Here is a 24,920-nt window from a genome sequence, read left to right on the forward strand (position 1 = left end):
CGGCTTTGGCTCTGTGCTGCTTCATTTTATTGTTGAATGTAGCTTGAAATTGGCTCCATCAATGGCTGATTGTCGTATTGATTCTGTCCGGGAAGTCGATAAATACCATCACCCACGCCATCTCCATTTTGGTCAATTAAGTTAGCCTGGTTATAGTAATTACCCAATGATTGAGTATATTCATAACCACCAAACTGATAAGTCAATGGCAACAAAGACTGCCAATCATTATAGCTGCCATCGTTGATACAAAACCCATCATCCGCTGTGAAAATAAAATCATTTAAATAGAGTTCATTGCTGTATGACTGACTGATATCGATTTGACAGTTTAAAGCAAATGGGGTGCTGTAACTCATCTGATTTAACCTGATGGCATTATCTGATGAACGCTCCAATGAGATCATGGCATAGTTGTTATTCAATGAATTCTGCTCAAACAGACTGTCATTCACACGCCTTAACTCAATACCAAATCCATAGTTTTCTGAAAATTCATTTTCAGTTATGTGGGCGGCGTTGACACCTGACATCAGAAGACCAGCCTGTTGATTGTATTCAAACAGATTCTCTTTCACCACCACATCATCAACTCCAACCAAACTCAAACCGTAATTTTTATTGACAATGAAACGATTATTAATAAGCTGGACACCAACGGATTGGCCAACTGTCAGACCATTACCACTGTTGCCACTGAAACTGTTGTTTATGACACTGATATCAGAAGTGCCAGTGATGATGCCACCCAGGCCATTGGCTTGTAACGCACGGGGGTTGAAACTGAAACTGTTATCAGCCACAGCAACAGACTCTGAGTCTCTTATGATCAGACCGGTATAATTATTAGAAGTAGACTGATTACCTCTGATTTCAATGTCTTTGCCCGCTCGGACCTCAATAGCAGCCCACTCCATCAAATAAAAGGTATTATCAATGAATCGGCTGCCTTCAGTATTTTCAGCAAAAATACCATGGCCGCCTCGAAACTGACAATCCAAACCAGAGACCACTATGCGATCAGAGTTTTTGATGTGTATGTTGTTGTGTTGGTCACTGTTATCCGTACTGAGACCACATGCCAAATCAACAACCTGACCATCGTGAGAACCTGTATCAAACAAAATACCGGCATCAAACTGATTGCTGCGGCCATCCAGACTGAAGCCACTGATGGTCACATTGGGAGACTGTACCCATATATTAGGCCTAAAAATATTACCTGTAATCTGAGTTCGGTCTCTGCCATTAACAGAAACCAAGCTCAATGCTTTGCGAATGATAACGTATTCATCATAAATACCATCATTGACCAATACGGTACCACCAGTAGTGGCCGCATTGACTGCATCTTGTATCCGATCATATTCCTCAGGAACCAACCAAGTGGTCTTAATCGGTGGGGTGATGGTTACGCTATAATCTTCCACCTCACCATGACCGATGGAACCACACACTGGTGAATTTTCGTAAAAACTGGCTGATATTCGCAATCGTGTTGTCACCTCACCCTCAATGTCAAGCCCTGATAAATCAACGGTCGCTGCTTCTGAAGCAAAGCCACTGGCCGCCCATACGCGCTCATCTGCAGTGAAATCATAGTCACTGTTAAGATCAATCCACACTTGCCAATGTGTCGGATAATCAACCATAATCGGATGCTCGAGCCTGCCTGGATTCAGTGTCAGCTGATTCAATCCCACTTGCCAGTTAAGGTTTAAGTTTGAATAATCAGCATAACCAATGTAAAGGTGATCTTGATCACCGTATTGATTATTAAACGGACCTGTTTGATTATTGAATGGATCACTTGCAACGGATTCCACCCACATCAATTGATTACCGTATGAACCATTTTCACAATATTCTTGTGACGCTGCATTGAATGACAGAGAGCCACCCATGATGACCGAAAACAACCAGATTTTTAAAGTTTTTTGCATATACATTCCTCATAGATTTAAGACGAAAAAGACCGCCAACCAGCCACCAAAAATAAACCATCAAATAACATCAATATGATGGCTTATCCTGGTGCACTAAAGAATCAGTTAATCAGATTTTTATGATTGGTTGGATGAGTTAATTATCGCCCAAAGGCTTCTCATTTCTTGCGAATAGGAACTATATATTTTTATTATTATCAATACCTTAAGCTATTATTACAGCCCTAAAAAAACAGCCTTAAGGTATTAAATTCAGCGTTTATAGTTGGCTCAACATCTCATCAGTTGCGCTGACCAAAGCATCTACCATGGCAGGCTCTTTCGATGCATGACCGGCGCGATCTACAACTGTCAGTTTTGATTCTGGTAGTGCTTGATGCAGCTTATAGGCTTTGATGGGCGGACACAATAGGTCATAACGGCCATTAACTATGTACACCGGCATGCCCTTGAGTACATCAAGATGTTCAACAATGGGCCGATCTTCAATAAAACAATTGTGCACACAGTAGTGGGCTTCCAACATGCCTTGATGCCAGTTACCATCATCTGGGTTGGCCGTGGATTCATAGTCCTGCATGGTAAAACCCGCATCCTCCCAACGCATCATTTCAGCCGCCGCCAGATTGCGCTTGGTGTCATCACCGCTGGTCATCATCTGATAATAGTATTTGAGGATGTGATCACGCTGATCGACTGGTACCAACGACTGGTAGCGTTCATAAGCTTCCGGATTAAATCGGCTCAAGCCTTCTTGCCAAAGCCATTTATTTTCCTCAGGTGTGCCAAAAAAAACACCCCTAACGATCAAACCCAGAACCCGCTCACGGTGGGTCTGAGCATAAACCAGACTTAAGGTCGATCCCCATGAACCGCCAAACACCACCCATTGCTGGATAGCTAGATGTTGACGAATGGTTTCAATGTCTTGTACCAAATCTTGGGTGGTATTTTCTTCGATGTTACCAAGAGGCCTTGAACGGTTACAGCCCCTTTGGTCAAACAAAACAATGTGGTATTTTTCCGGATTAAAGAAACAGCGGTCATCCAAGCCACAACCGGCTCCAGGTCCACCGTGGACAAATACCACTGGCACCCCATCCGGATTGCCACAGGTTTCTACATATATCTCATGGGTGTCATTGACTGATAAATGAAATGATTGATTCGGTTCGATGCTTGGGTACAGTTTTTTCATCATATTACTTTCAGTTGAGTTACCGATAAATGGCATTATTGTTAGGTTTTAAATGTCGTGATTAAGGTCGTTTAGAACTGTTCTGTTTATTTTTTACTTTTAAACAAACTGGCACTGACTGCACCAGCAACACCACCAGCCACACCGCCACCGATGACCGCTGGGTTTTCGTAACCAATGTATTTCAATATAACCACTGATACAATCGCTGATTAGGCAGATATCATACACACTTTTAATATGGGGTTCATTTATAACACCTCTTTTTTTCAAACTTTCAACACGAACAGTATAGATGTCCTATTTTGGTTTGAGAATAACTTTTGCTTTAATTTGAGTCTTTAGATACAGGCTATCTCAAGCCGTAAACACTTGACCTGTGTCCAAGGCGTTGTTAAATTCTCAATTAACATGCCCATCTTAATCATCCTAATTTTACTGATTGTATTTGGCCCACAGCTCTGGGTGAAATACATCTTGCGCAAACACCAAAAGCACATCGAATCATTGGATGGTACGGGCAGTGAGCTGGCTCATCACCTGGTTGAACGTTTTGAGTTATCCGGTGTTGAGGTCATTAAAGGCGCTGAAGGTGCCGATTACTATGATCCACAAAACAAAATCGTCAGTTTGAGTCCTGAAGTCTACGAAGGAAAATCTCTCACCGCTGTGGCGGTGGCTGCCCATGAAGTGGGACACGCGATTCAGTTCAACAAAGGAGAACCAGTCAGTCGACTGCGACAGAAATATTTACCCACCGCACATCGCATCAAGCAATTGGGAATGATGTTCCTGATGGCCTCGCCCTTTGTTGGTTTGGTTTTTAGAATTCCGCAGATGGCATTGTTGACCATCGTTATAGGTGTGATAACTATGTTGGTCTCGGTGCTGATGCATGCGGCTGTGCTGCCTGAAGAGTTCGATGCCAGTTTCAACAAAGCCATGCCGATTCTCTCTGAAGGTTACATCAAAGAGGAAGAGTTACCCAAGGTCAAACAAATCTTACGTGCTTGCGCCCTGACCTATGTTGCTGCAGCGCTGGCTGATATCCTCAACCTGTGGCGCTGGATGCGCTTTATGCGTTAATCTACCTAACTGTTTTTTACACCGGTTATTTTGGCACCTAAATAGGCCATGGGTATATAGGCCACAACTAAATCAGCCACAATGAACCACATGGGCCCGCCGACCAGATAAACCATGGTGATCCCACCAGTCAGGAATACCAAACCGACCAATAAAGCACAAGCCAGTTTGTTACTGACTGCAATTTTTACTGCCACAATAGCACCCACCAAGGTGCCTAAAGCATGCGCCAAAAATGGAAAAATAAAGTGCTTGGGCTCAAACAACTTCATACTCGCTTTTAAGGTTTCCATGTCCGTCACATCAGCCCCACCCGGTGGCGGTATGACAGATGGACCCACATTCACCAAGCCCATATTCACCACAGCCCCAATCACCACACCAATGACAATCGCTAAAATATTTCGTGTCATGTTATTCATAATTTCACCCTTTCATAAATTTTTCAATATACAGTTTAGCCGATTGGGTGATTATTTTCATGTCACCTAGGTGCGATATTCTCAGCCGCCTATATCTGTTGTGAACCTCGTGAAATTAGGAACCACATCTTAACTGATTGATCATTCATGTACTTTGCAAAGCCACAGGCAATATCAATATTTAACAAATTTCGAATGCCTATCACGTATAATTAAAAACTCAATTATCTATGCAGGGAAAAGCAATGAAAAAATATTTATTGATGGGGTTGTTATTGATTTCACTCAATGTATCAGCAGTCTATATCAACCACAAAGGATTGGGCGAGGTTTTAATCCTTCCATATTACACCGTAAATAATGGTTTAAACACCTTAGTCACTGTAACCAACTCTACGTCTTATGGCAAAGCCATTAAAGTCAACATACGTGAAGGATTACACGGTTATTCAGCACTTTCTTACAATATCTATTTAGATGCTTATGATGTGTGGACTTTTGCTCTGGTGCCTACTGCATCCAGTATTGAGGGTTATCAGGGTCAACTTTCGGCGATGCAAATCTCAAATGACACATCATGTGCACCTGGTTTAAGAAAATCCGGTCAAGAGTTTCTACCTAATGAGATCATTGATGGATCCAATGACCTTGAACGAACACGCGAAGGATTCATAGAAGTCATCGAAATGGCAACATTTTTCAATGGATCCAATGTTTTTGGCGTCGCTGAGCATGGTGTCACCGGGGTTCCTCAAGATTGTGATTCTCTGGCATCGTTTTGGCAAGAAAATGGCATGTGGCACGAAGAAACTGGTGGCAATGTACAATCAGAATTGTTAACCACAACTGGCGGATTGATGGCAGATGCACAAATCATTGATGTGGCCCAAGGCATTAACTACTCAGTACCGTCTTTGGCATTCGACGGTTTTCATGCTGAAAACACCATAGCTCATGTTAACCCTGAAGATTCATCTTTATCGTTGGATTCAGCAAATCCGATGGCTGATATCATGGCACATGGTCAATCTTATAAGCTGGCCACAGCAACGGGTATTGATGCGGTCACTGCTGTTCTAATGGCGGATAAATTGGTGGCGTCATATGCCTTAGATACTGTTGTGGCCGGAATCAATGAATCCATATTCACCCAACCCACCCGGCGTTTTTATGTGAACAGCAATGACACCAATGCCACCAGGCCATTTAATTCGAATACCCAAGACAACGATTTAATCTGTCAAAATACTGCTTATGGTGGCATCGAAATAAAACAATTTATTTTCGACAGAGCATCTCAAGAGAAGGACTTTAATAGTTGTAACTTTGGTGCGCCTTGTCCAGTTTTATTTACTCCTGCTATTTGTGGCAGTGTTTTTGTTCAGGGTTACGATTTAGGTACTTCAATTACAGACTCGCCAGATAGGCCTTTGATTACAAATTCTAAAAATTCCACAATTACAAAGACACCAGCAGCAATTCATGCTACTGAAAATGGTTTTGTTGTTACTTCATTTCCAACAGCAAGAACACTACCAGCAACTGAAACAAACACCGGTTCAACTGTCAATATCCATGGTATTCCTGTCACTGGAATCTCTCTACAACGTTTCACCAATGCAGGGGCAGGTGAGGGCTTGTTAGCCCAATACGGCGGCTCTGAAATCATTAAGTCATCAGTGACTGTTACAGAAGATAATTAAATATATCATCAGTGTCACCTTTTCGAAAAGTAAAAAAAAGCCGACTGAGCAGTCGGCTTTTTAATGCTATTATCAGCAGTTCAAATCAGCGTTTCAACTGTTTCTTCAAACGGGTGATGGCTTGGATTTGCGCCACGGCTTTGGCCAAATCGGCTTGTACCCGTGCCAAATCCTGTCGCTTGTCGGTGTCTTTCAACAACCTTTCGGCTTCTTCTTTGGCTTGAATCGCTGCCGCTTCATCGATGTCATCGGCACGCACTGCTGTGTCGGCCAAGACCGAAACCAAGTGTGGTTGTACCTCTAAAATGCCACCTGAGACGTAAAAGTCTTGCTCAGTGCCATCTTCAAACAAAACCCGCACTTCGCCTGGCTTTAATTGGGTGATGAGCGGGGCGTGCCTGGGCGCAATACCCAATTCACCGGCTACACCACTGGCCACAACCATGGCAACTTCACCAGAGTATATGGCTTTTTCAGCACTGACTATGTCACATTGAATGGTTGCCATAATTATTTACCTCAAGCTGCTTCTTTATCAGCCATTTTCTTGGCTTTTTCTAACACTTCATCAATGGTACCGGCCATGTAGAACGCTTGTTCTGGAATGTGGTCGTACTCACCTTCGATGATGCCTTTGAAACCACGGATGGTTTCGCTCAATGAAACATACGTTCCTGGTGAACCAGTAAATACCTCTGCCACGAAGAATGGTTGTGAGAAGAATTTCTCAACTTTACGTGCGCGGTATACTGTTTGTTTGTCTTCTTCAGACAGTTCGTCCATACCCAGTATCGCGATGATGTCTTTCAATTCTTTGTAGCGTTGTAATGTACCTTGTACTTCACGGGCTGTGTTGTAGTGCTCTTCACCAACCAACTGTGGATCCAATTGACGCGAAGTTGAATCCAATGGATCAACCGCAGGGTAAATACCCAACTCAGCAATCGAACGAGACAGTACAACCGTTGCATCCAAGTGAGCAAAGGTGGTCGCTGGTGATGGATCGGTCAAATCATCAGCTGGTACGTATACCGCTTGAATCGATGTGATCGAACCTTTTTTAGTCGAGGTAATACGTTCTTGTAATTTACCCATTTCTTCAGCCAAAGTAGGCTGATAACCCACCGCTGAAGGCATACGACCTAACAGTGCAGATACCTCAGTACCGGCCAATGTATAACGGTAGATGTTATCGATGAACAACAACACGTCACGACCTTCGTCACGGAAATACTCAGCAATGGTCAAACCCGTCAATGCAACACGCAGTCTGTTACCTGGAGGCTCATTCATCTGACCATAGACCATGGCCACTTTAGAGTCTTCAAATTTCTCAACATTAACAACGCCAGCTTCTTGCATCTCGTAGTAGAAGTCATTACCTTCACGAGTACGCTCACCGACACCAGCAAACACAGACAAACCTGAGTGTTTGGTGGCGATGTTGTTAATCAATTCCATCATGTTTACGGTTTTACCTACACCGGCACCACCGAACAGACCAATCTTACCGCCCTTAGCGAAAGGACAAACCAAGTCGATCACTTTAATACCTGTTTCCAGAATCTCATCAGACGCGGCTTGCTCATCATAAGCTGGTGCATCACGGTGAATTTCCCAATGCTCTTCGGCATCAACATCACCACACATATCAATCGGCTCGCCCAATACATTCATGATGCGACCCAATGTTTTGTTACCCACTGGTACTGAAATGGCTGCACCCGTGTTGGTGACTTCTAATGAACGCTTCAAACCGTCGGTAGAACCCAAAGCAATGGTTCTGACCACGCCATCACCTAATTGTTGTTGAACTTCTAAGGTGGTACCGGTTTCGGCAATCTTTAATGCATCATACAGTTTTGGCACTGCATCGCGAGGAAACTCAACGTCTACTACCGCACCAATGATTTGTACTATGTTACCTGAACTCATATCTGACTTCTCCTATACTGCGGCCGCGCCGCCGACGATTTCTGAAATTTCTTGGGTGATGGCTGCCTGTCTTGCTTTGTTGTAAATCAACTGCAGGTCTTTGATCAGGTCTGACGCGTTGTCAGAGGCTGATTTCATCGCCACCATTCTGGCCGCATGCTCGGAGGCCAAATTCTCTAATACGCCTTGGTAAACCAAAGACTCAACGTAACGGGTCAACAAATGATCCAAAACATCTTTGGCATCAGGCTCATACAGGTAATCCCAGTTATCTGAGATTGCCTCTTCTTCTGTTGCTGGTAAAGGTAATAACTGGTCGATGGTGGGCTTTTGACTCATGGTGTTAATGAAGTCATTAAAGACCAAGTACAAATGACTCAATTCGCCGTTCTCAAAGGCATCCAACATCACTTTAACCACACCAATTAATTTGGTCAGTTCTGGGTTATCACCCAATGATGAGATATTGGCCTTCAAGTTCACATTGGTCGATTTGAAAGTACTGGAGGCTTTATTACCAACGGTTACCACATCAATCTCGGAACCTTTTTGTTCCCATTCACGCATGTGAATGACTGCATTTTTAAACAAATTTGAGTTCAAGCCACCACACAATCCACGATCAGTAGAAAGAATGATATAACCCACACGATTGGCTTCTTGTTCCATCATGAATGGGTGTTTGTACTCTGGTCTGGCTTTTGCCAAATGACCAATCATTTGTTTGATTTTATGCGTGTAAGGTCGAGAGGCATTCATTTGATCTTGAGCCTTCTTAATCTTACTGGCTGAAACCATTTCCAAAGCAGTAGTCACCTTGCGGGTCGACTTTACGCTTTTTATCTTGGTTACAATTTCACTACCAACTGCCATATTAAATACCTGTTATGTTATTAACAAACGCTATTTATAACGTTTTAATAAGTACCGTTCTTTTTAAAATCTTCCACACCAGCTTTCAACTGACCTTCGATTTCTTCATTGAAGTCACCACTTTCATTCAGTGAATTCATGAAGCCTTCTTGGGTGTTGTTCATGTGATCAATCAGAGCTGCTTCAAAGTCTTGGATTTTGTCCATGTCGACATCATCCATATAACCCCTATCAATGGCATACAAAGACACAGCCATCTCAGCCACACTCATAGGCGCGTATTGTTTTTGTTTCATCAATTCGGTCACACGTTGACCACGCTCTAATTGCGCTCGTGTCGCGTCATCCAAATCAGATGCGAACTGGGCGAAAGCCGCCAACTCTCGGTACTGTGCCAGTGCCAAACGAACACCACCACCTAATTTTTTAACAACTTTAGTCTGTGCCGCGCCACCCACTCGAGATACCGATAAACCTGCATCAATCGCAGGACGGATACCTGAGTTAAATAAGTCTGTACCTAAGAAGATTTGTCCATCTGTAATCGAAATCACGTTGGTAGGTACGAAAGCTGATACGTCACCCGCTTGTGTCTCAATGATCGGCAAAGCCGTCAATGAACCGGTTTTTCCTTTGACTTCACCATTGGTAAAGCGCTCAACATAGTCGGCGTTGACACGTGCAGCACGCTCAAGTAATCTTGAATGCAAGTAGAATACATCACCCGGGTAGGCTTCACGACCTGGAGGACGTTTCAACAACAAGGAAACCTGACGGTAAGCCACGGCTTGTTTTGATAAGTCATCATAAATGATCAAGGCATCTTGACCACGATCACGGTAGTATTCACCCATCGCACAACCAGAGTAAGGAGCGATGTATTGCATAGCCGCTGATTCAGAAGCTGTTGCCGCAACGATGATGGTGTGATCCATTGCACCGTGCTCTTCCAACTTACGTACCATGGCAGCAACCGATGAACGTTTTTGACCAACTGCTACGTAGACACAGACCACGCCGGTGCCTTTTTGGTTGATGATGGCATCAATCGCAACGGCTGTTTTACCGGTTTGACGGTCACCAATAATCAACTCACGCTGACCACGTCCAATTGGCACCATCGCATCAATTGATTTCAAACCAGTTTGAACTGGCTCATCAACTGACTGACGATCAATCACACCCGGTGCGATTTTTTCAATCGGAGACAATAATTTAGATTCAATCGGGCCATTACCATCAATTGGATTACCCAACGAGTCGACCACGCGCCCAGTTAATTCAGGTCCAACAGGCACTTCAAGAATACGACCAGTACATTTGGCTTTATCACCTTCTGAAATGTGGCCGTAATCACCCAAGATTACCGCACCTACTGAGTCTCTTTCCAAGTTCAATGCCAAAGCAAAGGTATCACCTGGTAATTCAATCATTTCACCTTGCATCGCGTCGGCCAAGCCGTGGATGCGTACAATTCCGTCTGAAGTACTGACTACAGTACCCTCTGTACGGGCCTCTGACTGAACTTTAAAGTCTTTAATTCGATCTTTAATCAGTTCACTGATTTCTGATGGATTCAATGTCGTTTGCATTGTATTTCCTCGTATTCTCTTAAGTCTGTTGACTTAAATTAATTAAAAAGCTGTGTCTTCAATCGCTCTACTTTGCCGCGCAAAGTGCCATCAATCACCAAATCTCCACAGTGAATTCTGGCGCCGCCCATCAGACTTTCATCGATGTGCGTGTTCAAGCTGATCTGTTTACCGGTTCTCTTGTTGAGTGCTGCGGTCATGGCTTGTTTTTGGGCATCAGTTAACTCGATGGCAGAATACACATCCACACTCAGTGATTGGGCATCTTTTTCGAGGTAATACTGATACAACTCGGCCACTTCTGGCAACAAGCTCAAGCGGTTATTCATGGCCAACAACAACACAAAATTCTTGTATTGTTCGCTGGCATCATCACCACTGACTAACTGAACCAAATCTTCGTCCAGAACTTCTGGTTGGTTGAAGTAATCCAGAATTTGATTGTTTTGAGCTAACCCAGCAGCCACCATCAAGTTTTGAGCCCATTGTTCAACAACAGCCTCACTTTTGGCGAACTCAAATGCCGCTTTGGCATAAGGTCTTGCTAATGTGATTGGTTCACTCATCTCAAATCTCTTTGATTAAATCGTCCAACAATTCGGCGTGTTTCTGGGCATCCACTTCTTTTGAAAGCAACTGCTCAGTGCCCGCAATAGCCAAAGCAGAGACCTGTTGTCTCAGTGCTTCTTTTGCGCGGTTCGCCTCTTGTTCTATTTCAGCCTTAGCTGCATTCAACTGACGCTCTTTTTCAGCAAGGGCGTCAGATTTTGCTTGGTCTTTGATTTTGGTTGCCATTTGTGAAGCCTGATCCTTGATATGGATGGCTTGGTCTTTGGCGTCAACAATCAAAGTGTCCACTTTGGCTTGGGCTTGACTCAATTCTTTTTCAGCACGATCGCCGGCGGCTAAGCCATCAGCAATCTTCTTTTCGCGCTCTTCCATGGCGCCCAAGATTTGCGGCCAGATGTACTTCATTGTTAACCAACATACGGCCAAGAAAGCCAATATTTGGATAATAATTGTGACATTTAAACTCATGTTTCGTACTCCGACTGGTTAGTTAAAGAATGTAATTAAATTAATTTAATTAACCGCCTACCGCTTTCAATACTTCTGGTACGAATGGGTTAGCAAAGGTAAAGAACAACGCCATACCAACGGCAATCATTGAGATCGCATCCAAAAGACCAGCCAATAAGAACATTTTGCCTTGTAACATAGGTGCCAATTCAGGTTGACGTGCTGTTGCTTCCAACAAGCGACCACCCAAAATAGCAAAACCAAATGCTGTTCCAAGTGCAGCCATACCCAAAATAATTGCAACAGCGATAACTGTCATACCTTGAATGTCTGCTAATAAAGCCAATTCGTTCATCGTTTTCTCCGATTTCTATAGTAAGTAAAAAATTAGTAAAAAATTTAAAGTTATAAATCAGTGGGCATCATGCTTTTCATGAGCCATGTTCAAGTACACCAAAGACAGCATCATAAAGATATATGCTTGTAGTGTGATAATCAAAATATGGAAGGCTGCCCAAATAAAGGTCAAGATGAACTGACCAATACCCATCAAAGGTCCGCCTAGGGTGGTGAATAATTCAGTCACAGCCATGTCTAGTGTAAACACCGCAATCAATAAGAATATCAACTCACCAGAATATAAGTTACCAAACAATCGCAAAGCCAATGAAATCGGCTTAGCCAAAGTTTCAACCACATTAAGTAATAAATTGAATGGCGCCAAAGCAATTATTGCGATTGGGTTTTTGGCCTCAAAAGGGTGAGTAACCAATTCCTTGGCATAACCCAATGGGCCTTTAATCACGATACTGTAATAGAACACCAAAATCATCACACCGATGGCCAAACCAAAAGTGATGTTTAAGTCAGTTGTAGGTACCACCTTCATATAATTGATGCCCACTTGTTGACCCGCTGCTGGCAACAAATCGACTGGAACCAAGTCCATAAAGTTCATTAAAAACACCCACACAAATATGGTCAGAGCCAATGGTGCTACTAATTTTGAATTGCCTTTGAAGGCGTCTTTGACTTGGTCGTCAACAAAACCAACGATGAGTTCGATGAAGTTCTGCATCCTGCCGGGCACACCTGAAGTGGCTTTCTTTGCCACCCTGCGGAAAAACCACAAGAACAACACACCCAAAACCAAAGAATAAATCACACTATCTATGTGTACATTCCAGAAAGGATTACCCGGAACCAACTCAATGACATTATTAGTCAGGTGATGCTCAATGTAACCACCAACACCTGTGTATTCTTTATCAGCCATTTAACTCTCTCATTTAAAAGCCGTTAACAGTGCCACCCAAAACGTTACAAAAGTGGCGATAAATCCAAGCAATAATGGCAACAATGCCAGCTTGAGCAAAACAATGGCCACGTAAAATAACACCGCCACTGTGAAAATTTTGAGGATTTCTCCTGTCATCATGCGAGATTTTATCTGCCGCTCATCACGAACAGGTGACAAAAAAACCATGGATGCAAACACCAAAGAACCCACTGTACTGATTAATGCGCCTGCAAAAGCTGCATAGGCTGCTGACTGGCCTTGAACAAAGAAAAATATAGCTGCGACAAATAAACCAATGAGCAATTGCTGCAATGGAATTTTAAACACAATTTTTTTGACTTCTTTGTAGGATAGTTCAGCTGTCATTTAGAGTCTCGAAAGACCCAATCTTGCGGCCTTTTAATGTAACAAATACAGTGCCTTCGATAAAAGCGGGTGCATTATAATGGCAAAGTGGCACCAAAGCAACGCTTTAACAACAAATATCGAGACCACCGCGCCATGGCTGGGTTTCTCAATCAACTGCAATGTTTGGGCTCTGGGTCAAAACTCAATAGCTGTTGAACACAAAAACTCCCGGCACAATGAAGGCATACCCTGTGGCTTACTTATGACGTGGCTTGTGCTTCCTCAGCGGCTTGTGTTTGTTGGAGGTAAGTGGCCAAAATATCGGTCAATTTTTGTAACAGATCAGTGGCTGAATGGGGATGAAATTTTTCTTGATCAACACTACCAAAGACCATGATGCCATATTCAGCAGCCTCACCAATGGGTAAAACCACAGCAGACTTGATGTCATCAGCAGTTGGAAACACGCTTTTAAGCTGTTCTTGTCTCAACCGACCTGAAATCGGTGCTGACTTGGATTGAAACACAGAAAAATGGTTTTGTTGGTTGGCAGTGTAGGGCGCCAAGTTATCGCTTTCCTCATCAATGAATGCTTTTTCAGCCAACATGATTTTGAAATAATCTGCTTTAAAGTTGGCTGCCACAAAATCAATAAAACGATCGATGAAATCGCTGCCATCAACCACCGATAGCTGCAACAGCAAGTTAAACAAACGATCCATCACAGACTCGCTTTGTTGGGCGTTTTGCATCAACGCGGTCATTTTTTGCTTCAGTTCACGGTTTTCCTTTTGTAAGGAGCGCAGCTGATGACTGGTTAAATCGGTCAATTCACCGTTGGGCTGTGCAACACTGAGTTGATTGATTAACTCTGGATGCTGAGCAAAATATTGGGGGTTTTTTAGCAGGTAATTTTTAATCGCTTTTTGAATTTTTAGATCATCACTCATTATATAGTGTCACTCTCATTAAATGGTGTCAGGTGATAAAGTACCGCTGTAGACGGCTCTGACCGGACCAGTCAGGGTGATTTTGTCACCTGCCAAATCATAACTGACCTGCACATCTCCGCCCAACATTGATACCGTCAGTGGTGTGGTGGTTTGTAATAAAGTGGCACTGGCAATGGCCGCGGCACAGGCGCCACTGCCACAAGCTTGCGTTTCTCCCACGCCACGCTCAATGACCCTCAACTGGATGTGATGGTCGTTGATTTTTTTTACTGCCTCCACATTGGCGCCTGTCTCAAAGGCATTGTTAACCAAATGACTCAAAGGTTTTAAATCTTTGGCCCTCAAGTCTGGTTCATGATAGACCCAATGGGGGTTGCCCATTTCAACGTAGTAACCATCTACCCCAGCCACCTGTGATTCTTTGACCTTAATAGATTGGTTGAAGGTAACTGCAATGTTGTCTTGGTCTTTGTAGTTCAAAATGACTTCACCGCCCAAACCAGTTAATTTTAAATTTTTCGCGGCTGTTCCATGGTGCTGCAAGTAATGTGCTATGGCTCTCTGACCATTGCCGCATTGTTCAGCCTCGCCACCATCGGCGTTGAAAAAACGATAAGACAAACCAGATGGTTTTTGTTCAATCACAATTAATTGATCAAAACCCACACCGGTGCGCCGGTTAGCCCACTCAACGATTTGCGAGGTTGCCACATCGAAAGCTTGTTGACGACAGTCCAATAACATGAAGTCATTACCCAGCCCATGCAATTTTTGAAAGTGTAATTTATGACTCATCTGACTGTTGTTCTTGCGATTCGTTTTCCGGCAAATACAATTCACCCTTGTTGCCACAAGCACCGAGCATGAAAGCAGCCACGAGCAACAGCACCAATATTTGAGACTGTTTGTGTTGTTTAGGCTTTGCCGCGCGTTCGGATTTGGTCGCCATAATGCTTTGTGTGAATGAGAAAAACGCTATAATAGAACGCTTTTAAACGGATAACAAGTCACAACGGCTTAAAAAACACTCATTCCCCTATGTTAGATTTCATAACCCAAAAAACCGGTGAAAACCCAGAGATTTTAGTCATCTGGCTGCATGGACTTGGCGCAGATGGTCATGATTTTGAACCGGTGGTGCCACAGTTCAAAAACCCCGACAAAGCCATTCAATTCATTTTCCCACATGCACCGATTCAACCAGTGACCATCAACGGTGGTATGGAAATGCGTTCTTGGTATGACATCAAAATGATGGACATCGGCAAAATGCCTGACGAAGCCGGCATTCGCGAATCCGAACAAAAAGTCTTGGCCTTAATTGAGGCACAAATTAAGGCAGGCTTTAAGCCCGAACAAATCGTCTTGGCTGGTTTTTCCCAAGGCGGCGCAATCGCGCTGCACACCGCAACACGAACCCAACATAAACTGGCTGGCGTGGTGGCCTTGAGTTGTTACTTGCCCATCACTGAAAAATTGGCCGATGAAGAATCAGCTGTGAATAAAAACACACCGTTTTTTATTGGCCATGGCAACTATGATCCAGTGGTGCCATTCCAGTTAGGCCAAAGCTCTTTTGAAGCCCTCAAAACAGCTGGCTATGCAGTAAGCTGGCATGAATACCCATTGCAACATGGTGTATCGATGGATGAGCTGGAAGACATCAAAAGATTCATTTTAAGCTTGTAACTCAAAACGCGATGGAAGCCATAGACATTGATGCCATACGGCGTCATTTCAAGCACCTCAAGTGTGACTATGTTGACACAATAGCCTCAACCCAGAACAGCGTCAAATTGGGCGGGCTGTTAATTGCAGAGGAACAAACCTCTGGGCAAGGGCGGCGCGGCAACCAATGGCTGACACCTCATGGCCAATCCATTTGCTTGTCTTACAAAATCCTCTGTGGCATGCCAGCAAGCCAGTTAGCGGGCTTTCAAATGGCAGTGGCTATGGCCACTTTAGTCACCATCGAACAGTTTGAACCTGCAGCTGATGTGCAGCTGAAATGGCCCAATGACTTATATACCAACGGGCAAAAGTTTGCTGGGATTTTGATTCACCTGACGCCCAAACAAGCGGCCAATACAGAAATTAACATTGGTATCGGTATCAATTGGACCTTGAGTGAATCAGAATTGGCAGCAGTTGACCGACCCATAAGCAACATCCCGTTACAGCAGAAACCCACAAGAACCGAATTTATCATTGCATTGATTAAGCACCTCAATGACCACATCCAACAATTCGAACAACAAGGTCTGGATGCACTGTTACCAAAATGGCAAAAGCATGACCTATTAACTGGTCAATCAATAGAGTTACTGGGGCACCAACAAGCCATCCATGGCCAATACGTCGGCATCAGCCCACAGGGCGAACTGCTGCTTGATACTTCGGAGGGCGTCAAACCATTCAACAGCGGGCAGGTCACACTGCGCTTGAATCACTGACCAGTGGTTTCAGTCTCTTTGTTCATCAGGTAATCTGCAACGGCTTGATAAGCCGGTAGTGAGGTGGGGTCGATGTAACCGTTTTTGGCTTGCGGAAACGATGAAAGACGCACAATCACCATTTCAGCAGTGGGGTCGACATAGATGGTCTGGCCGTGCACCCCGCGAGCAGCAAATGCCTGGTTCTTGTTATGCAATAACCACCACATGCTCTAATAACTGCCACCGGGCAATGTGCCATAACCAGCCTGAGCAAAGTGGTCTTTATCAGCACCTTGTTTGATGCTTTGAATGGCGCTGCTTGGAACCACTTGCTGGCCATTGATTTGACCCTCATTGAGCATCAATAAGCCCACCCGGCCTAAATCGCGCAAACCCGCACTCAATCCACCGCCAGCAAAAGGCGTACCGATTGCATCAACCGTAAAATAAGCATCTTGTTCTGCACCAATTCTGCGCCAAATTTTCTCGGCAAAAAGGTCAGCCACAGATTGACCTGAAGTTCTCGCTATGATCCAGCCCAATGTATCTGTGTTGATTGTTTTATAGGCAAACCCCTGTCCATGAGAACCCTGTGCTTTGACCGTTTGTAAGTATTCATAGTAACCAACAGGACCTTTATATTCAGGCGGTTTGGTCATTGGATTTGCCGCTGCCGAATAAACCCAAATATCGGCTTTGGGATCTGAATAATCTTCGCTGTAATCCAGTGAGGTCGTCATATCCATCACCTCTCTGACCGTGGCATCACCAAAAGCACTCTCACTGAGCTCAGGAATGAGGGTTGCCACTTCAACATTCTCATCCAGTGCCCCCTCGGCAATCAACACCTCAGCCAAAAGTCCGGTCATTGATTTGGTCATTGACATGGCCGCATGTTTTCCAGCCTCATCCAAACAACCACTGTAATATTCATAGACTACTTTGCCTTGGTGCATGATCAACATGCCATCTGTGTAATTAACTGCCAATGATTCTTGCCAACTCATGGGCGTGTCTTTCCCTATGGGCTTGAAGGTCACATCATTGATGGCTGGGTCCGGTTGATAAGGCAGAGGAACGGGATTTCCAAGCCCTCTGCTGACTTGTTTGGTTGGCATCAACTCACGGATATGACAGACCGTCCAACGCATTTTGGGAAAACTGAAAAAATTTGAGTCCGGCTGCATCACTCGCTTTTCAACCGGTGGTGGAAAGCCTTGCATCATACCTAGTTTTTGAGGGTCTGATGCTGCATCATCTAAGTTGTTGGCGGCCAAAGATGAAGAACCGATTACAGCAAGCATTGAGTAGACTATCAATGCCAGGTTACGGCCTTTATACTTTACTTGGTTCATGCTTCTTTACTCCTATATAAACTGTTAATAATTGATGACTATATTGACGAATCCGCCCATCCAGTTTGGTAAATTCCTCGAAGCAGCTGCATCCAATCCCTCACCAGGCATAGACACGCTGAAACCAGCGGTTAAATATTTATTAGGGGTCAGTATCCTACTGTATTCTATAAAAACATCATCAGCCAGATGGGGTTTCGTTACCCCAGCAACAATGTTGTCATTACCAGCAAGTTCAAACCTAACTGCTTGACCGAACTGAACTGGGCTTCTTATTTTATCCACTCGTATGTGAGCATAACGCAATGTCAGGGTATCTTTGATAGACGGCTTGAGTGACCATTCGAGTTGATGTGATTTGACATTGGAATTGATGAAAGTCATGGCAGATTTTGTACCGGTAGCCCAGCTGCTCGGTGAGCCTTCAAAAAACAATGGATCAAAACGCTCTTGTGATGGCGTGTTAGGGTCGTCACCAGAGAATGTTTGATGGCTGTACATCATTCTGGGCTGATACTTTTTGCTGCGGAATACATACCTCGCCTGGATTCTACCTGCCCAAGCTTCCATATCAATTCGACTGTTTTTTTGGTGGGCATAATCAGCAGAGAAATACCACCCTTGTAACATGCCATCAGTAAAGTGATGCTTATAATAAACGTTGAAAAAAGACATCCCTCGCCTATTGCCGGGGGTGACACTGGGCGCTCCAGCGCCGCCGGTAGCCGCTTGAGGATAGGCGGCGTTTGAAGTCAGGATGTTGGCATAAGTCACACCAAGAAAAGATTATTGGCCCAGCACATAATTCACATCCACTCCATTCAAAGTGGTATTGGTGTCATTGGATGGTACTTCATTGGCATCCAAATAAAGACCTGTGATGTCAAAATCACTGACGTTAAAAGTACCCATGGCGGCCATTTCCCAAGCTTTTCTGGGCCCAAACTTCAACGCACCCCGTTCGAAGCCACTAGAACCGCCGTTGGCAATCAACATGCCTGTTCCCAGTTTTTTCTCCCTGGGTCCCACTGAGAAGTCAAATGACACACCATCATTCAAGACATAGTTTATACCCAGATAAGCCTCCTCTAAAGTCAGCCTACCACTGTCACCTTTATCATAAGCGTCTTGCTCCGCGGTGGCTGACAACACCACCGAGTAGTTGCCATAAAAATTTAACTGATCGTTTCGCGTTTTGAAGCTGATGGCCGGCTTGATATACCCCTCCAACCAAGTTTTATCAGGATTGAATTCCACCGAAGCGGCGAAGGTATCAGCCAAGCTTGAAAATGCCATTGAATGGCAGCATGATCATTTTCAAATAGTATTTTTTCGTCCGGTGTTTGTTTGGCATGGGTATCGGTAAAGAGCACACTCAAAAAAAAGCAAATAAACAACTTTGAACCATGATTGGTTGTGTTTGATGGTCGTTGATACATTGGCTACCCTCATAGTTTGAGCTCAAAAAACAATGATGATAATACCATGCTTTACTTTTGTTTTTGATGATCACATAAGCCAAAGCAAGACATACTAATAGCAATCAATCGACTCCACCGATTGGCCCAACAACAAATCAAGCAAGTCTAATCAGTTTGGATTCAAACAACCATTCATCAATCAGTGGCGAAGTTGCTGGCTAAGACGTATAATCCAAAACCATTATCCATAACAACCAGCAAGCACGGACACAATCACAACAATGCGTTATTTCTTTATTCTGTTACTATTGGCAAACATCGCTTTTTTCGTCTGGTCAAAGCGCATTTCGCCAGTGGTAAAAACCGAATTCACCGTGGTTGATGAGGGCGTAGAGAAATTGGCCTTAATTGCTGAGGTTGAACCGAATAAACCTGCCACTACAAGTGAAGTGACCATCAACAGTGATGTACAACAGTTGTGTTACTCGGCAGGACCCTTTGATGTTGAGGCCAATGTGCACGCCGCCAGAGAAACACTGGATGCGGTGGTATTGAAAACCAACATCCGTAAAATCACCACCACTCAAGAGGCTGGGTATTGGGTCTATTTGCCAGCGCTTTCATCGCGCACCGAAGCATTGAAGAAAGGCCGTGAACTGGCTGCTGCATTTGTTAAGGATTATTATGTTGTGACCTCAGGTGATAATGAAAATTCGATCTCGCTGGGCTTGTACCGCGAATCCTTCAACGCCGATAACCGCATTGCTGAATTGTCAAAAAAAGGCTTCAAAGTCAGCAAAGAAATACGCATCGAACAATGGCCTGAGTTTTGGCTGGACTTCAGTATCACTGAATCCCAAATTGACACCTTGCCTGATTTGAAAGTCAATTACCCAGACATCAGCCAGAACGAAGTCATCTGTAAAAGCAATTAATGGCGCACATCTTTTTCGCTGACACCACTCACCCCAAACCCTACGGTTTTGCCGAACTGGCAGCTCAAGCCATGGGTGGTACCGAATCCAGTGTGTTGCGAACAGCAGCAATCTTGGCAAAAAATGACCACGCAGTCACCGTGTTTCAACAAGCCCGCGATGGCGCAACTGAGCACAGCGGCATCCAATTCATTGGCCCACAACAATTAGCCACCATTTCAGCGCCAGATCACGTGGTGGTTTTGCGTAAATTTCCGCAATTAAAAGTATTCGAAAAACATTTTCCCAAGGCATCATTCCATTTGTGGATACACACTTATAAAAACTGGGAATACAGCTTAAAAAGGGCAATCACGTTCAAACCAGGCTGGCAGCTGATTACCAACTCCAAAACCCATGCTGCTGATTGTGACCGCCTGTTGAATCGAGGTCTGCTTGGCCAATTGTTTAACCTGTTCAAAGCAAAAATAGACATTAAAACTTGCTACAATCCCATTCCAGCCTCACTGGCTGATTACCCAGCACAAGCCAGAAACACCAACAAGTTATTGTTCTTATCAGCACCGAACAAAGGTTTGGCGCAAACTTTGCGCACTTTCCAACAAATCAACCGCCACCTCAAAGATTTAAAACTGTACGTGGCCAACCCTGGCTACCGCGATGACCAACCTGAAGACATCCCCAATGTGCATTACCTCGGTGCCCTGCCTGCCGCTGAAGTCAAAGCCCACATCGCCAGCAGCTTGTGTGTGTTTTACCCACAAAACAGCTTCGCCGAAACCTTTGGCTTGATTTATGCAGAGGCCAACGCCTTGGGCACTCCTGTTTTGGCCCATGACATCGGCGCCGCCCGCGAAATCTTGCACCCGAGTAATGTGCTGATTGATGCCGAGGATAACTACCAAATAACCAAAACTTTGGTCAATTGGCAGCGTGAATTGCCACAGGTCAGTTACCGACACATGTTTGATGATGAAAGCGTTTACAGCCAATGGCTTGATGCCTTGGGTTTGTGAAAACAGAATGGCTTGGCGGACTATTTGTAGCAGATTCAACTAGAGTTTGTTGATTAAAACGTGGGCAGCGGATTATTTTTTTTCTTGTAATATCGGGCTTCATCGTCATAGCCATAAGGATCAATCAATGTATCGGCTTCAGGCACACAAGCATGGTTTAAGTTCATCTGTTTCATCACCTTTCGCATCACTGAAGGTGGAGGCTTATTGAATACCACAAAAAACACCGAATCAACCTCATCTTCAGTTATCATTACATCCAGATAAGGTGTTGTCTGACTGCTCAAGCCCACAACTCCCTTGTTGTGAGGCTGCCACTGGATGAGAGGGAAGAGCTGGCTCAAATGTTTTTTCACCTCTGCCGCATTACCCAGTCGTTCGGCTTCCATTTTCTGCCAAGAAGTGATGGGACCAGTACCTTCGGGCGCTCGATACAAATAAAACTGCAAGCTCATAAAAATTTCGAAGGCTGATTGTTTTTCGTCATCCCTTTCACCAGAACTCAGGCCGATTCAAAGCATCGACACAGCGGGTCTTGCCAGGCATTGGCAGCAATGGCTGGTCAGTCAAGGATTGCGCCAACCAGCCATCAGGGTAAGACAGGGGTTGAGGCGCCTCGATGAAGTCTTGTGATATGACTTCAAAGCCAACTTTTTGGTAGTAATTCGGATCACCATAAGTCAATAACACTTCAACACCCTGCGCTTTTAAAGCGACGAGACCGTGATTAATCAACGCCTGTCCCAAGCCTTTGCCTTGTTGGTCCGTTGCGATGGCCATGGGCGATAAAATAAAAGCGGTTTTATTCACGGGTAATTTAAAGCGACTGAACAACACACCACCTGCCAATACATCACCTTCTACAGCGACGAAACCAGACAAGTCTTTGGCCGCCGTTTGTTGCAACATATCGGCCACCAATTGTCCAATCAACTCACCTTCAGCGGCGCCCTCAGAAGCGCTGAAGACGATGGTGAATAAATCTACTTTGGCTTGGGTTTGGAGAATTTTATGATCCCGAAATTGCAATGCCATCCCTATTTACTGCTCGTTTTTTCCTTGATGATTGCAATCACCTTCTCGACGAACAATTGATGGTCTGTTACATCTGAAGGTGAGGCGACCGTGAGCCAATAGTTTCGATAGAACACAATGCGTTTGTTGATTTGGGTGCTGTCAAATATGGCCAGGTCATCATGCTCACTGAATTCATAATGTTGCTGCCAGTCTTCATAGCCATATTTCTCTTTTTTCCAGGCCGTTGCTGCAGCTGAGGACTCAAAAACAAAAAACTTTAATTCAACCTGATGCATCACATTGGTTTTTTTGCGATAAGCCAAATTGGCCATGCTGGTCACGCCAATTGACTTGAACTGATTGATGGTTGTTGCCATGGATTGAGCAAAAAATGCCGGTGGGTTGTTCATGTCTTCAATCACCACGCCTGTGCCACCCTCCCACTGCGGCCCAATTTGTGCCGGTTTGAGCACCATTGATTTGAAGTCAGCTTGCACCGCCGATGCCATCGACACAAGCAGCAAAACCATAACAAAGCGTTTTATCAATTGCATATAGTCCTTGCCATTTGATTCATACTTTTTCCACTTAGATAGTCTTAAGCTTCCTCAAAATCAACCGAAACTGAATTAACACAGTAGCGCAAGCCGGTGTCCGTTGGGCCGTCATTGAACACATGACCCAAGTGGCCCTCACAATTGGCACAGACCACTTCAACGCGGCGCATGCCATGAGAATCGTCAAACACTTCTTTGATCTTGCCGGCCTCAATTTCACGATCAAAACTGGGCCAACCACAACCCGCATCGAATTTTGAAGCGCTGTCAAACAGCACCTCTCCACAGGCTTTACAGCTGTACTTTCCGTCTCTGAAGTTCAGGTTGTAATCGCCGGTGTGCGGTCTTTCAGTGGCTTTGTTGACAATCACTTCATAGCTCACCGGATCAAGTTTTTCTTTCAGTTCTTTTTTTAAGTCTTCTTTCATTCAATTACCTTAATCTAATCACCTTCCAGCAACAACAAATAATTCCTGCCATTGCGGTAGATGTTCAGCAGCGGTGTTTTCTTACTGGCATCAATGTTTTGGGTCATTTGCTTGAGGCTGTTAATCTCACGTTTGTTAACCGAGGTGACTAAATCACCAGCACGCAAACCCAATTCCCAAGCACTGGAACCGCGTTCAATTTCTTCAATCAAAACCCCTTGAAACCGGTCGCGGTATTGCAGCGGCAAATTACTTAGCAAAGTGCCTTTGAGCAAAGGGTGCAATTCTTGGCCTTTGAGCTCATTGCGATCGGCTTCAGTAATCAGAGTCATCACCTGTTTGGCCGCATCATCGCGCAGGTAATCGATTTTCACTTGGCTGTCTAACTCAATCAGTCCTTCGTAATTTTGAAATTGCTTCTGATTACTGATCTTATCACCATTCAGTCGAGTGATGATGTCACCAGCTTGAATGCCAGCACGATCTGCTGGCGAATCTGGATCAACTGAAGTCACCAAAACACCTTGTTTTTGGCCCACATCAAAGGCCCGCGCCAGGCGTTCGGTGATGTCTTGAACACCCATGCCCAGAGAGCCACGACGCACCGTACCAAACTCCACCAACTGGCGCATCATGCGTTTGGCGAGGGATGATGGGATGGCAAAACCAATACCGACGTTACCGCCAGAGGGTGAAAAAATAGCGGTGTTGATACCGACCAAAGCACCATTCAAATCAATCAAAGCACCACCTGAATTTCCCGGATTAATCGAAGCATCGGTTTGGATGAAATTCTGATAACCCAAACCACTCAAACTGGTCCTTCCCAGCGCGCTGACAATGCCCGAGGTTACGGTTTGACCCAAACCAAAAGGATTACCCACAGCCACCACAAAATCACCCACACGCAGTTGCTCCGAATCAGCCAGAGGCAAAGCAGTTAAATCATCCGCTTCGATTTGAATCACCGCCACATCAGTGCCTTCATCCGAGCCGATCAGTCTGCCGTTATAAGTGCGACCATCATGCAGCACCACAGAAATGTCATCGGCATCACCTACCACATGGTGATTGGTCAGGATTAAGCCTTTGACTGCGTCAACAATCACCCCAGAACCCAGTGACTGAGTCACCCGTTCTCGCGGTGTGTTAGGCAGACCATAAAACCAACTGTAAAACTCACTGTTGCGTGAGCGCACATACTGAATGGATTGGGTATTGATATTAACCACCGCAGGTGTCACTTGCTCCAAAATGGGCGCCAATGAGGGGACTGGCTGGCCATTAACAGCAGCCGGCAAGCTCGCTTGTGATGTGGCAAACACCATCAAGCCACAGCATATAACAAAGATAGATTTAAATTTTTTCATAACAGTTCTG

30 protein-coding genes are annotated in these 24,920 nt (G+C 44.5%); 6 read left to right on the forward strand and 24 right to left on the reverse strand.

Going from position 1 to position 24,920, the window contains the following annotated elements:
- Window positions 1–26 precede the first annotated feature (26 nt).
- Complete coding sequence (locus QNI24_RS00085; protein ID WP_267176863.1) at window positions 27–1,943, reverse strand: right-handed parallel beta-helix repeat-containing protein; 1,917 nt, start codon at window positions 1,941–1,943, stop codon at window positions 27–29.
- A 262-nt stretch (window positions 1,944–2,205) separates the two neighbouring features.
- Entirely contained in the window at window positions 2,206–3,144 is a 939-nt protein-coding gene (gene pip, locus QNI24_RS00090) for a prolyl aminopeptidase (protein ID WP_283708415.1), read from the reverse strand.
- Between the two features lie 411 nt (window positions 3,145–3,555).
- Between pip and QNI24_RS00095 the strand changes: the two genes are divergently transcribed.
- On the forward strand, window positions 3,556–4,230 hold the full coding sequence (locus QNI24_RS00095; RefSeq protein WP_267176861.1) for a zinc metallopeptidase: 675 nt from the start codon (window positions 3,556–3,558) through the stop codon (window positions 4,228–4,230).
- Between the two features lie 5 nt (window positions 4,231–4,235).
- On the opposite strand, the gene QNI24_RS00100 is transcribed toward QNI24_RS00095, so the two are convergent.
- Entirely contained in the window at window positions 4,236–4,652 is a 417-nt protein-coding gene (locus QNI24_RS00100; RefSeq protein WP_283708416.1) for a hypothetical protein, read from the reverse strand.
- Between the two features lie 245 nt (window positions 4,653–4,897).
- Between QNI24_RS00100 and QNI24_RS00105 the strand changes: the two genes are divergently transcribed.
- On the forward strand, window positions 4,898–6,355 hold the full coding sequence (locus QNI24_RS00105; RefSeq protein WP_267176859.1) for a hypothetical protein: 1,458 nt from the start codon (window positions 4,898–4,900) through the stop codon (window positions 6,353–6,355).
- A gap of 85 nt (window positions 6,356–6,440) precedes the next feature.
- Here the strand turns inward: QNI24_RS00105 and QNI24_RS00110 are convergent, their stop codons facing one another.
- The 12 genes from QNI24_RS00110 to lptM form a co-directional block, all read right to left on the reverse strand.
- Window positions 6,441–6,863 carry a F0F1 ATP synthase subunit epsilon gene (locus tag QNI24_RS00110; protein ID WP_267176858.1) on the reverse strand — a complete coding sequence of 141 codons (423 nt, stop codon included), beginning with the start codon at window positions 6,861–6,863 and terminating at the stop codon, window positions 6,441–6,443.
- A gap of 11 nt (window positions 6,864–6,874) precedes the next feature.
- The gene (gene atpD, locus QNI24_RS00115; protein WP_267176857.1) at window positions 6,875–8,290 is read right to left on the reverse strand and encodes a F0F1 ATP synthase subunit beta; all 1,416 of its coding nucleotides are present in this window, start codon (window positions 8,288–8,290) and stop codon (window positions 6,875–6,877) included.
- Window positions 8,291–8,302: 12 nt separating this feature from the next.
- Window positions 8,303–9,163 carry a F0F1 ATP synthase subunit gamma gene (gene atpG / locus QNI24_RS00120; RefSeq protein WP_267176856.1) on the reverse strand — a complete coding sequence of 287 codons (861 nt, stop codon included), beginning with the start codon at window positions 9,161–9,163 and terminating at the stop codon, window positions 8,303–8,305.
- A 44-nt stretch (window positions 9,164–9,207) separates the two neighbouring features.
- Window positions 9,208–10,755, reverse strand: a complete 1,548-nt coding sequence (gene atpA, locus QNI24_RS00125) for a F0F1 ATP synthase subunit alpha (RefSeq protein WP_267176855.1) — start codon at window positions 10,753–10,755, stop codon at window positions 9,208–9,210.
- 38 nt (window positions 10,756–10,793) lie between these two features.
- Window positions 10,794–11,321 carry a F0F1 ATP synthase subunit delta gene (locus tag QNI24_RS00130; RefSeq protein WP_267176854.1) on the reverse strand — a complete coding sequence of 176 codons (528 nt, stop codon included), beginning with the start codon at window positions 11,319–11,321 and terminating at the stop codon, window positions 10,794–10,796.
- A gap of 1 nt (window position 11,322) precedes the next feature.
- Window positions 11,323–11,793: a F0F1 ATP synthase subunit B gene (locus QNI24_RS00135; RefSeq protein ID WP_267176853.1), complete on the reverse strand. Its 471-nt coding sequence runs from the start codon at window positions 11,791–11,793 to the stop codon at window positions 11,323–11,325.
- A 49-nt stretch (window positions 11,794–11,842) separates the two neighbouring features.
- Complete coding sequence (gene atpE / locus QNI24_RS00140) at window positions 11,843–12,130, reverse strand: F0F1 ATP synthase subunit C (RefSeq protein WP_267176852.1); 288 nt, start codon at window positions 12,128–12,130, stop codon at window positions 11,843–11,845.
- 57 nt (window positions 12,131–12,187) lie between these two features.
- Window positions 12,188–13,051: a F0F1 ATP synthase subunit A gene (atpB, locus tag QNI24_RS00145; RefSeq protein ID WP_267176851.1), complete on the reverse strand. Its 864-nt coding sequence runs from the start codon at window positions 13,049–13,051 to the stop codon at window positions 12,188–12,190.
- 9 nt (window positions 13,052–13,060) lie between these two features.
- Window positions 13,061–13,441: an ATP synthase subunit I gene (locus tag QNI24_RS00150; protein WP_267176850.1), complete on the reverse strand. Its 381-nt coding sequence runs from the start codon at window positions 13,439–13,441 to the stop codon at window positions 13,061–13,063.
- A 242-nt stretch (window positions 13,442–13,683) separates the two neighbouring features.
- The gene (locus QNI24_RS00155; protein ID WP_267176849.1) at window positions 13,684–14,373 is read right to left on the reverse strand and encodes a DUF484 family protein; all 690 of its coding nucleotides are present in this window, start codon (window positions 14,371–14,373) and stop codon (window positions 13,684–13,686) included.
- A gap of 18 nt (window positions 14,374–14,391) precedes the next feature.
- On the reverse strand, window positions 14,392–15,171 hold the full coding sequence (gene dapF, locus QNI24_RS00160) for a diaminopimelate epimerase (RefSeq protein ID WP_267176848.1): 780 nt from the start codon (window positions 15,169–15,171) through the stop codon (window positions 14,392–14,394).
- Entirely contained in the window at window positions 15,161–15,325 is a 165-nt protein-coding gene (gene lptM, locus QNI24_RS00165) for an LPS translocon maturation chaperone LptM (protein WP_267176847.1), read from the reverse strand. Before lptM ends, dapF begins: the two co-directional genes overlap by 11 nt.
- Before the next feature lie 89 nt (window positions 15,326–15,414).
- Between lptM and QNI24_RS00170 the strand changes: the two genes are divergently transcribed.
- Together QNI24_RS00170 and QNI24_RS00175 are read left to right on the forward strand one after the other, a co-directional pair.
- A complete protein-coding gene (locus QNI24_RS00170) occupies window positions 15,415–16,065 on the forward strand; it encodes an alpha/beta hydrolase (RefSeq protein ID WP_267176846.1) in 651 nt (216 codons plus the stop codon).
- 11 nt (window positions 16,066–16,076) lie between these two features.
- Window positions 16,077–16,829: a biotin--[acetyl-CoA-carboxylase] ligase gene (locus QNI24_RS00175; protein ID WP_267176845.1), complete on the forward strand. Its 753-nt coding sequence runs from the start codon at window positions 16,077–16,079 to the stop codon at window positions 16,827–16,829.
- Here the strand turns inward: QNI24_RS00175 and QNI24_RS00180 are convergent.
- Genes QNI24_RS00180 through QNI24_RS00195 form a run of 4 tightly spaced genes read right to left on the reverse strand, consistent with a single transcriptional unit; the run spans window position 16,823 to window position 19,462 of the window.
- On the reverse strand, window positions 16,823–17,038 hold the full coding sequence (locus QNI24_RS00180; RefSeq protein ID WP_283708417.1) for a hypothetical protein: 216 nt from the start codon (window positions 17,036–17,038) through the stop codon (window positions 16,823–16,825). The genes QNI24_RS00175 and QNI24_RS00180 overlap by 7 nt on opposite strands.
- Window positions 17,039–17,041: 3 nt before the next feature.
- Window positions 17,042–18,166, reverse strand: a complete 1,125-nt coding sequence (locus QNI24_RS00185) for a serine hydrolase domain-containing protein (protein WP_267176843.1) — start codon at window positions 18,164–18,166, stop codon at window positions 17,042–17,044.
- Between the two features lie 24 nt (window positions 18,167–18,190).
- Window positions 18,191–18,940, reverse strand: a complete 750-nt coding sequence (locus QNI24_RS00190; protein ID WP_267176842.1) for an alginate export family protein — start codon at window positions 18,938–18,940, stop codon at window positions 18,191–18,193.
- A 12-nt stretch (window positions 18,941–18,952) separates the two neighbouring features.
- Window positions 18,953–19,462 (reverse strand): hypothetical protein, encoded by a 510-nt coding sequence (locus QNI24_RS00195; RefSeq protein WP_267176841.1) that lies wholly within the window; start codon window positions 19,460–19,462, stop codon window positions 18,953–18,955.
- Window positions 19,463–19,868: 406 nt separating this feature from the next.
- Here QNI24_RS00195 and QNI24_RS00200 point away from each other — a divergent pair, with 406 nt between their 5' ends.
- A complete protein-coding gene (locus tag QNI24_RS00200) occupies window positions 19,869–20,522 on the forward strand; it encodes a hypothetical protein (RefSeq protein WP_267176840.1) in 654 nt (217 codons plus the stop codon).
- The gene (locus QNI24_RS00205) at window positions 20,522–21,538 is read left to right on the forward strand and encodes a glycosyltransferase family 4 protein (protein WP_267176839.1); all 1,017 of its coding nucleotides are present in this window, start codon (window positions 20,522–20,524) and stop codon (window positions 21,536–21,538) included. The genes QNI24_RS00200 and QNI24_RS00205 overlap by 1 nt, the downstream gene beginning before the upstream one ends.
- A gap of 53 nt (window positions 21,539–21,591) precedes the next feature.
- Here QNI24_RS00205 and QNI24_RS00210 read toward each other — a convergent pair whose 3' ends face one another.
- Genes QNI24_RS00210 through QNI24_RS00230 form a run of 5 tightly spaced genes read right to left on the reverse strand, consistent with a single transcriptional unit; the run spans window position 21,592 to window position 24,910 of the window.
- Window positions 21,592–21,993, reverse strand: a complete 402-nt coding sequence (locus tag QNI24_RS00210) for a hypothetical protein (RefSeq protein ID WP_267176838.1) — start codon at window positions 21,991–21,993, stop codon at window positions 21,592–21,594.
- Window positions 21,994–22,030: 37 nt separating this feature from the next.
- A complete protein-coding gene (locus QNI24_RS00215) occupies window positions 22,031–22,573 on the reverse strand; it encodes a GNAT family N-acetyltransferase (protein ID WP_267176837.1) in 543 nt (180 codons plus the stop codon).
- A gap of 2 nt (window positions 22,574–22,575) precedes the next feature.
- A complete protein-coding gene (locus tag QNI24_RS00220; protein WP_267176836.1) occupies window positions 22,576–23,109 on the reverse strand; it encodes a hypothetical protein in 534 nt (177 codons plus the stop codon).
- 44 nt (window positions 23,110–23,153) lie between these two features.
- Complete coding sequence (gene msrB, locus QNI24_RS00225) at window positions 23,154–23,540, reverse strand: peptide-methionine (R)-S-oxide reductase MsrB (RefSeq protein WP_267176835.1); 387 nt, start codon at window positions 23,538–23,540, stop codon at window positions 23,154–23,156.
- Window positions 23,541–23,554: 14 nt separating this feature from the next.
- Window positions 23,555–24,910, reverse strand: a complete 1,356-nt coding sequence (locus QNI24_RS00230; RefSeq protein WP_267176834.1) for a Do family serine endopeptidase — start codon at window positions 24,908–24,910, stop codon at window positions 23,555–23,557.
- Between the last annotated feature and the right edge of the window lie 10 nt (window positions 24,911–24,920).

Origin of the sequence: Marinicella marina, from assembly GCF_030065545.1 — a bacterium.
In the GTDB taxonomy this organism is placed as follows: domain Bacteria; phylum Pseudomonadota; class Gammaproteobacteria; order Xanthomonadales; family Marinicellaceae; genus Marinicella; species Marinicella marina.

Bases quoted from the DNA above. Each gene is read 5' to 3' on its own strand.
- QNI24_RS00215 (WP_267176837.1), bottom strand. From the start codon at position 22,573: ATGGCATTGCAATTTCGGGATCATAAAATTCTCCAAACCCAAGCCAAA.
- atpG (WP_267176856.1), bottom strand. From the start codon at position 9,163: ATGGCAGTTGGTAGTGAAATTGTAACCAAGATAAAAAGCGTAAAGTCG.
- atpE (WP_267176852.1), bottom strand. From the start codon at position 12,130: ATGAACGAATTGGCTTTATTAGCAGACATTCAAGGTATGACAGTTATC.
- QNI24_RS00100 (WP_283708416.1), bottom strand. From the start codon at position 4,652: ATGAATAACATGACACGAAATATTTTAGCGATTGTCATTGGTGTGGTG.
- lptM (WP_267176847.1), bottom strand. From the start codon at position 15,325: ATGGCGACCAAATCCGAACGCGCGGCAAAGCCTAAACAACACAAACAG.
- pip (WP_283708415.1), bottom strand. From the start codon at position 3,144: ATGAAAAAACTGTACCCAAGCATCGAACCGAATCAATCATTTCATTTA.
- QNI24_RS00195 (WP_267176841.1), bottom strand. From the start codon at position 19,462: ATGGCATTTTCAAGCTTGGCTGATACCTTCGCCGCTTCGGTGGAATTC.
- QNI24_RS00230 (WP_267176834.1), bottom strand. From the start codon at position 24,910: ATGAAAAAATTTAAATCTATCTTTGTTATATGCTGTGGCTTGATGGTG.
- dapF (WP_267176848.1), bottom strand. From the start codon at position 15,171: ATGAGTCATAAATTACACTTTCAAAAATTGCATGGGCTGGGTAATGAC.
- QNI24_RS00130 (WP_267176854.1), bottom strand. From the start codon at position 11,321: ATGAGTGAACCAATCACATTAGCAAGACCTTATGCCAAAGCGGCATTT.
- QNI24_RS00205 (WP_267176839.1), top strand. From the start codon at position 20,522: ATGGCGCACATCTTTTTCGCTGACACCACTCACCCCAAACCCTACGGT.
- QNI24_RS00210 (WP_267176838.1), bottom strand. From the start codon at position 21,993: ATGAGCTTGCAGTTTTATTTGTATCGAGCGCCCGAAGGTACTGGTCCC.
- atpA (WP_267176855.1), bottom strand. From the start codon at position 10,755: ATGCAAACGACATTGAATCCATCAGAAATCAGTGAACTGATTAAAGAT.
- QNI24_RS00110 (WP_267176858.1), bottom strand. From the start codon at position 6,863: ATGGCAACCATTCAATGTGACATAGTCAGTGCTGAAAAAGCCATATAC.
- QNI24_RS00220 (WP_267176836.1), bottom strand. From the start codon at position 23,109: ATGCAATTGATAAAACGCTTTGTTATGGTTTTGCTGCTTGTGTCGATG.
- QNI24_RS00200 (WP_267176840.1), top strand. From the start codon at position 19,869: ATGCGTTATTTCTTTATTCTGTTACTATTGGCAAACATCGCTTTTTTC.
- QNI24_RS00105 (WP_267176859.1), top strand. From the start codon at position 4,898: ATGAAAAAATATTTATTGATGGGGTTGTTATTGATTTCACTCAATGTA.
- QNI24_RS00085 (WP_267176863.1), bottom strand. From the start codon at position 1,943: ATGCAAAAAACTTTAAAAATCTGGTTGTTTTCGGTCATCATGGGTGGC.
- atpB (WP_267176851.1), bottom strand. From the start codon at position 13,051: ATGGCTGATAAAGAATACACAGGTGTTGGTGGTTACATTGAGCATCAC.
- QNI24_RS00170 (WP_267176846.1), top strand. From the start codon at position 15,415: ATGTTAGATTTCATAACCCAAAAAACCGGTGAAAACCCAGAGATTTTA.
- atpD (WP_267176857.1), bottom strand. From the start codon at position 8,290: ATGAGTTCAGGTAACATAGTACAAATCATTGGTGCGGTAGTAGACGTT.
- QNI24_RS00175 (WP_267176845.1), top strand. From the start codon at position 16,077: ATGGAAGCCATAGACATTGATGCCATACGGCGTCATTTCAAGCACCTC.
- QNI24_RS00185 (WP_267176843.1), bottom strand. From the start codon at position 18,166: ATGAACCAAGTAAAGTATAAAGGCCGTAACCTGGCATTGATAGTCTAC.
- QNI24_RS00095 (WP_267176861.1), top strand. From the start codon at position 3,556: ATGCCCATCTTAATCATCCTAATTTTACTGATTGTATTTGGCCCACAG.
- QNI24_RS00155 (WP_267176849.1), bottom strand. From the start codon at position 14,373: ATGAGTGATGATCTAAAAATTCAAAAAGCGATTAAAAATTACCTGCTA.
- QNI24_RS00150 (WP_267176850.1), bottom strand. From the start codon at position 13,441: ATGACAGCTGAACTATCCTACAAAGAAGTCAAAAAAATTGTGTTTAAA.
- QNI24_RS00135 (WP_267176853.1), bottom strand. From the start codon at position 11,793: ATGAGTTTAAATGTCACAATTATTATCCAAATATTGGCTTTCTTGGCC.
- msrB (WP_267176835.1), bottom strand. From the start codon at position 23,540: ATGAAAGAAGACTTAAAAAAAGAACTGAAAGAAAAACTTGATCCGGTG.
- QNI24_RS00180 (WP_283708417.1), bottom strand. From the start codon at position 17,038: ATGTGGTGGTTATTGCATAACAAGAACCAGGCATTTGCTGCTCGCGGG.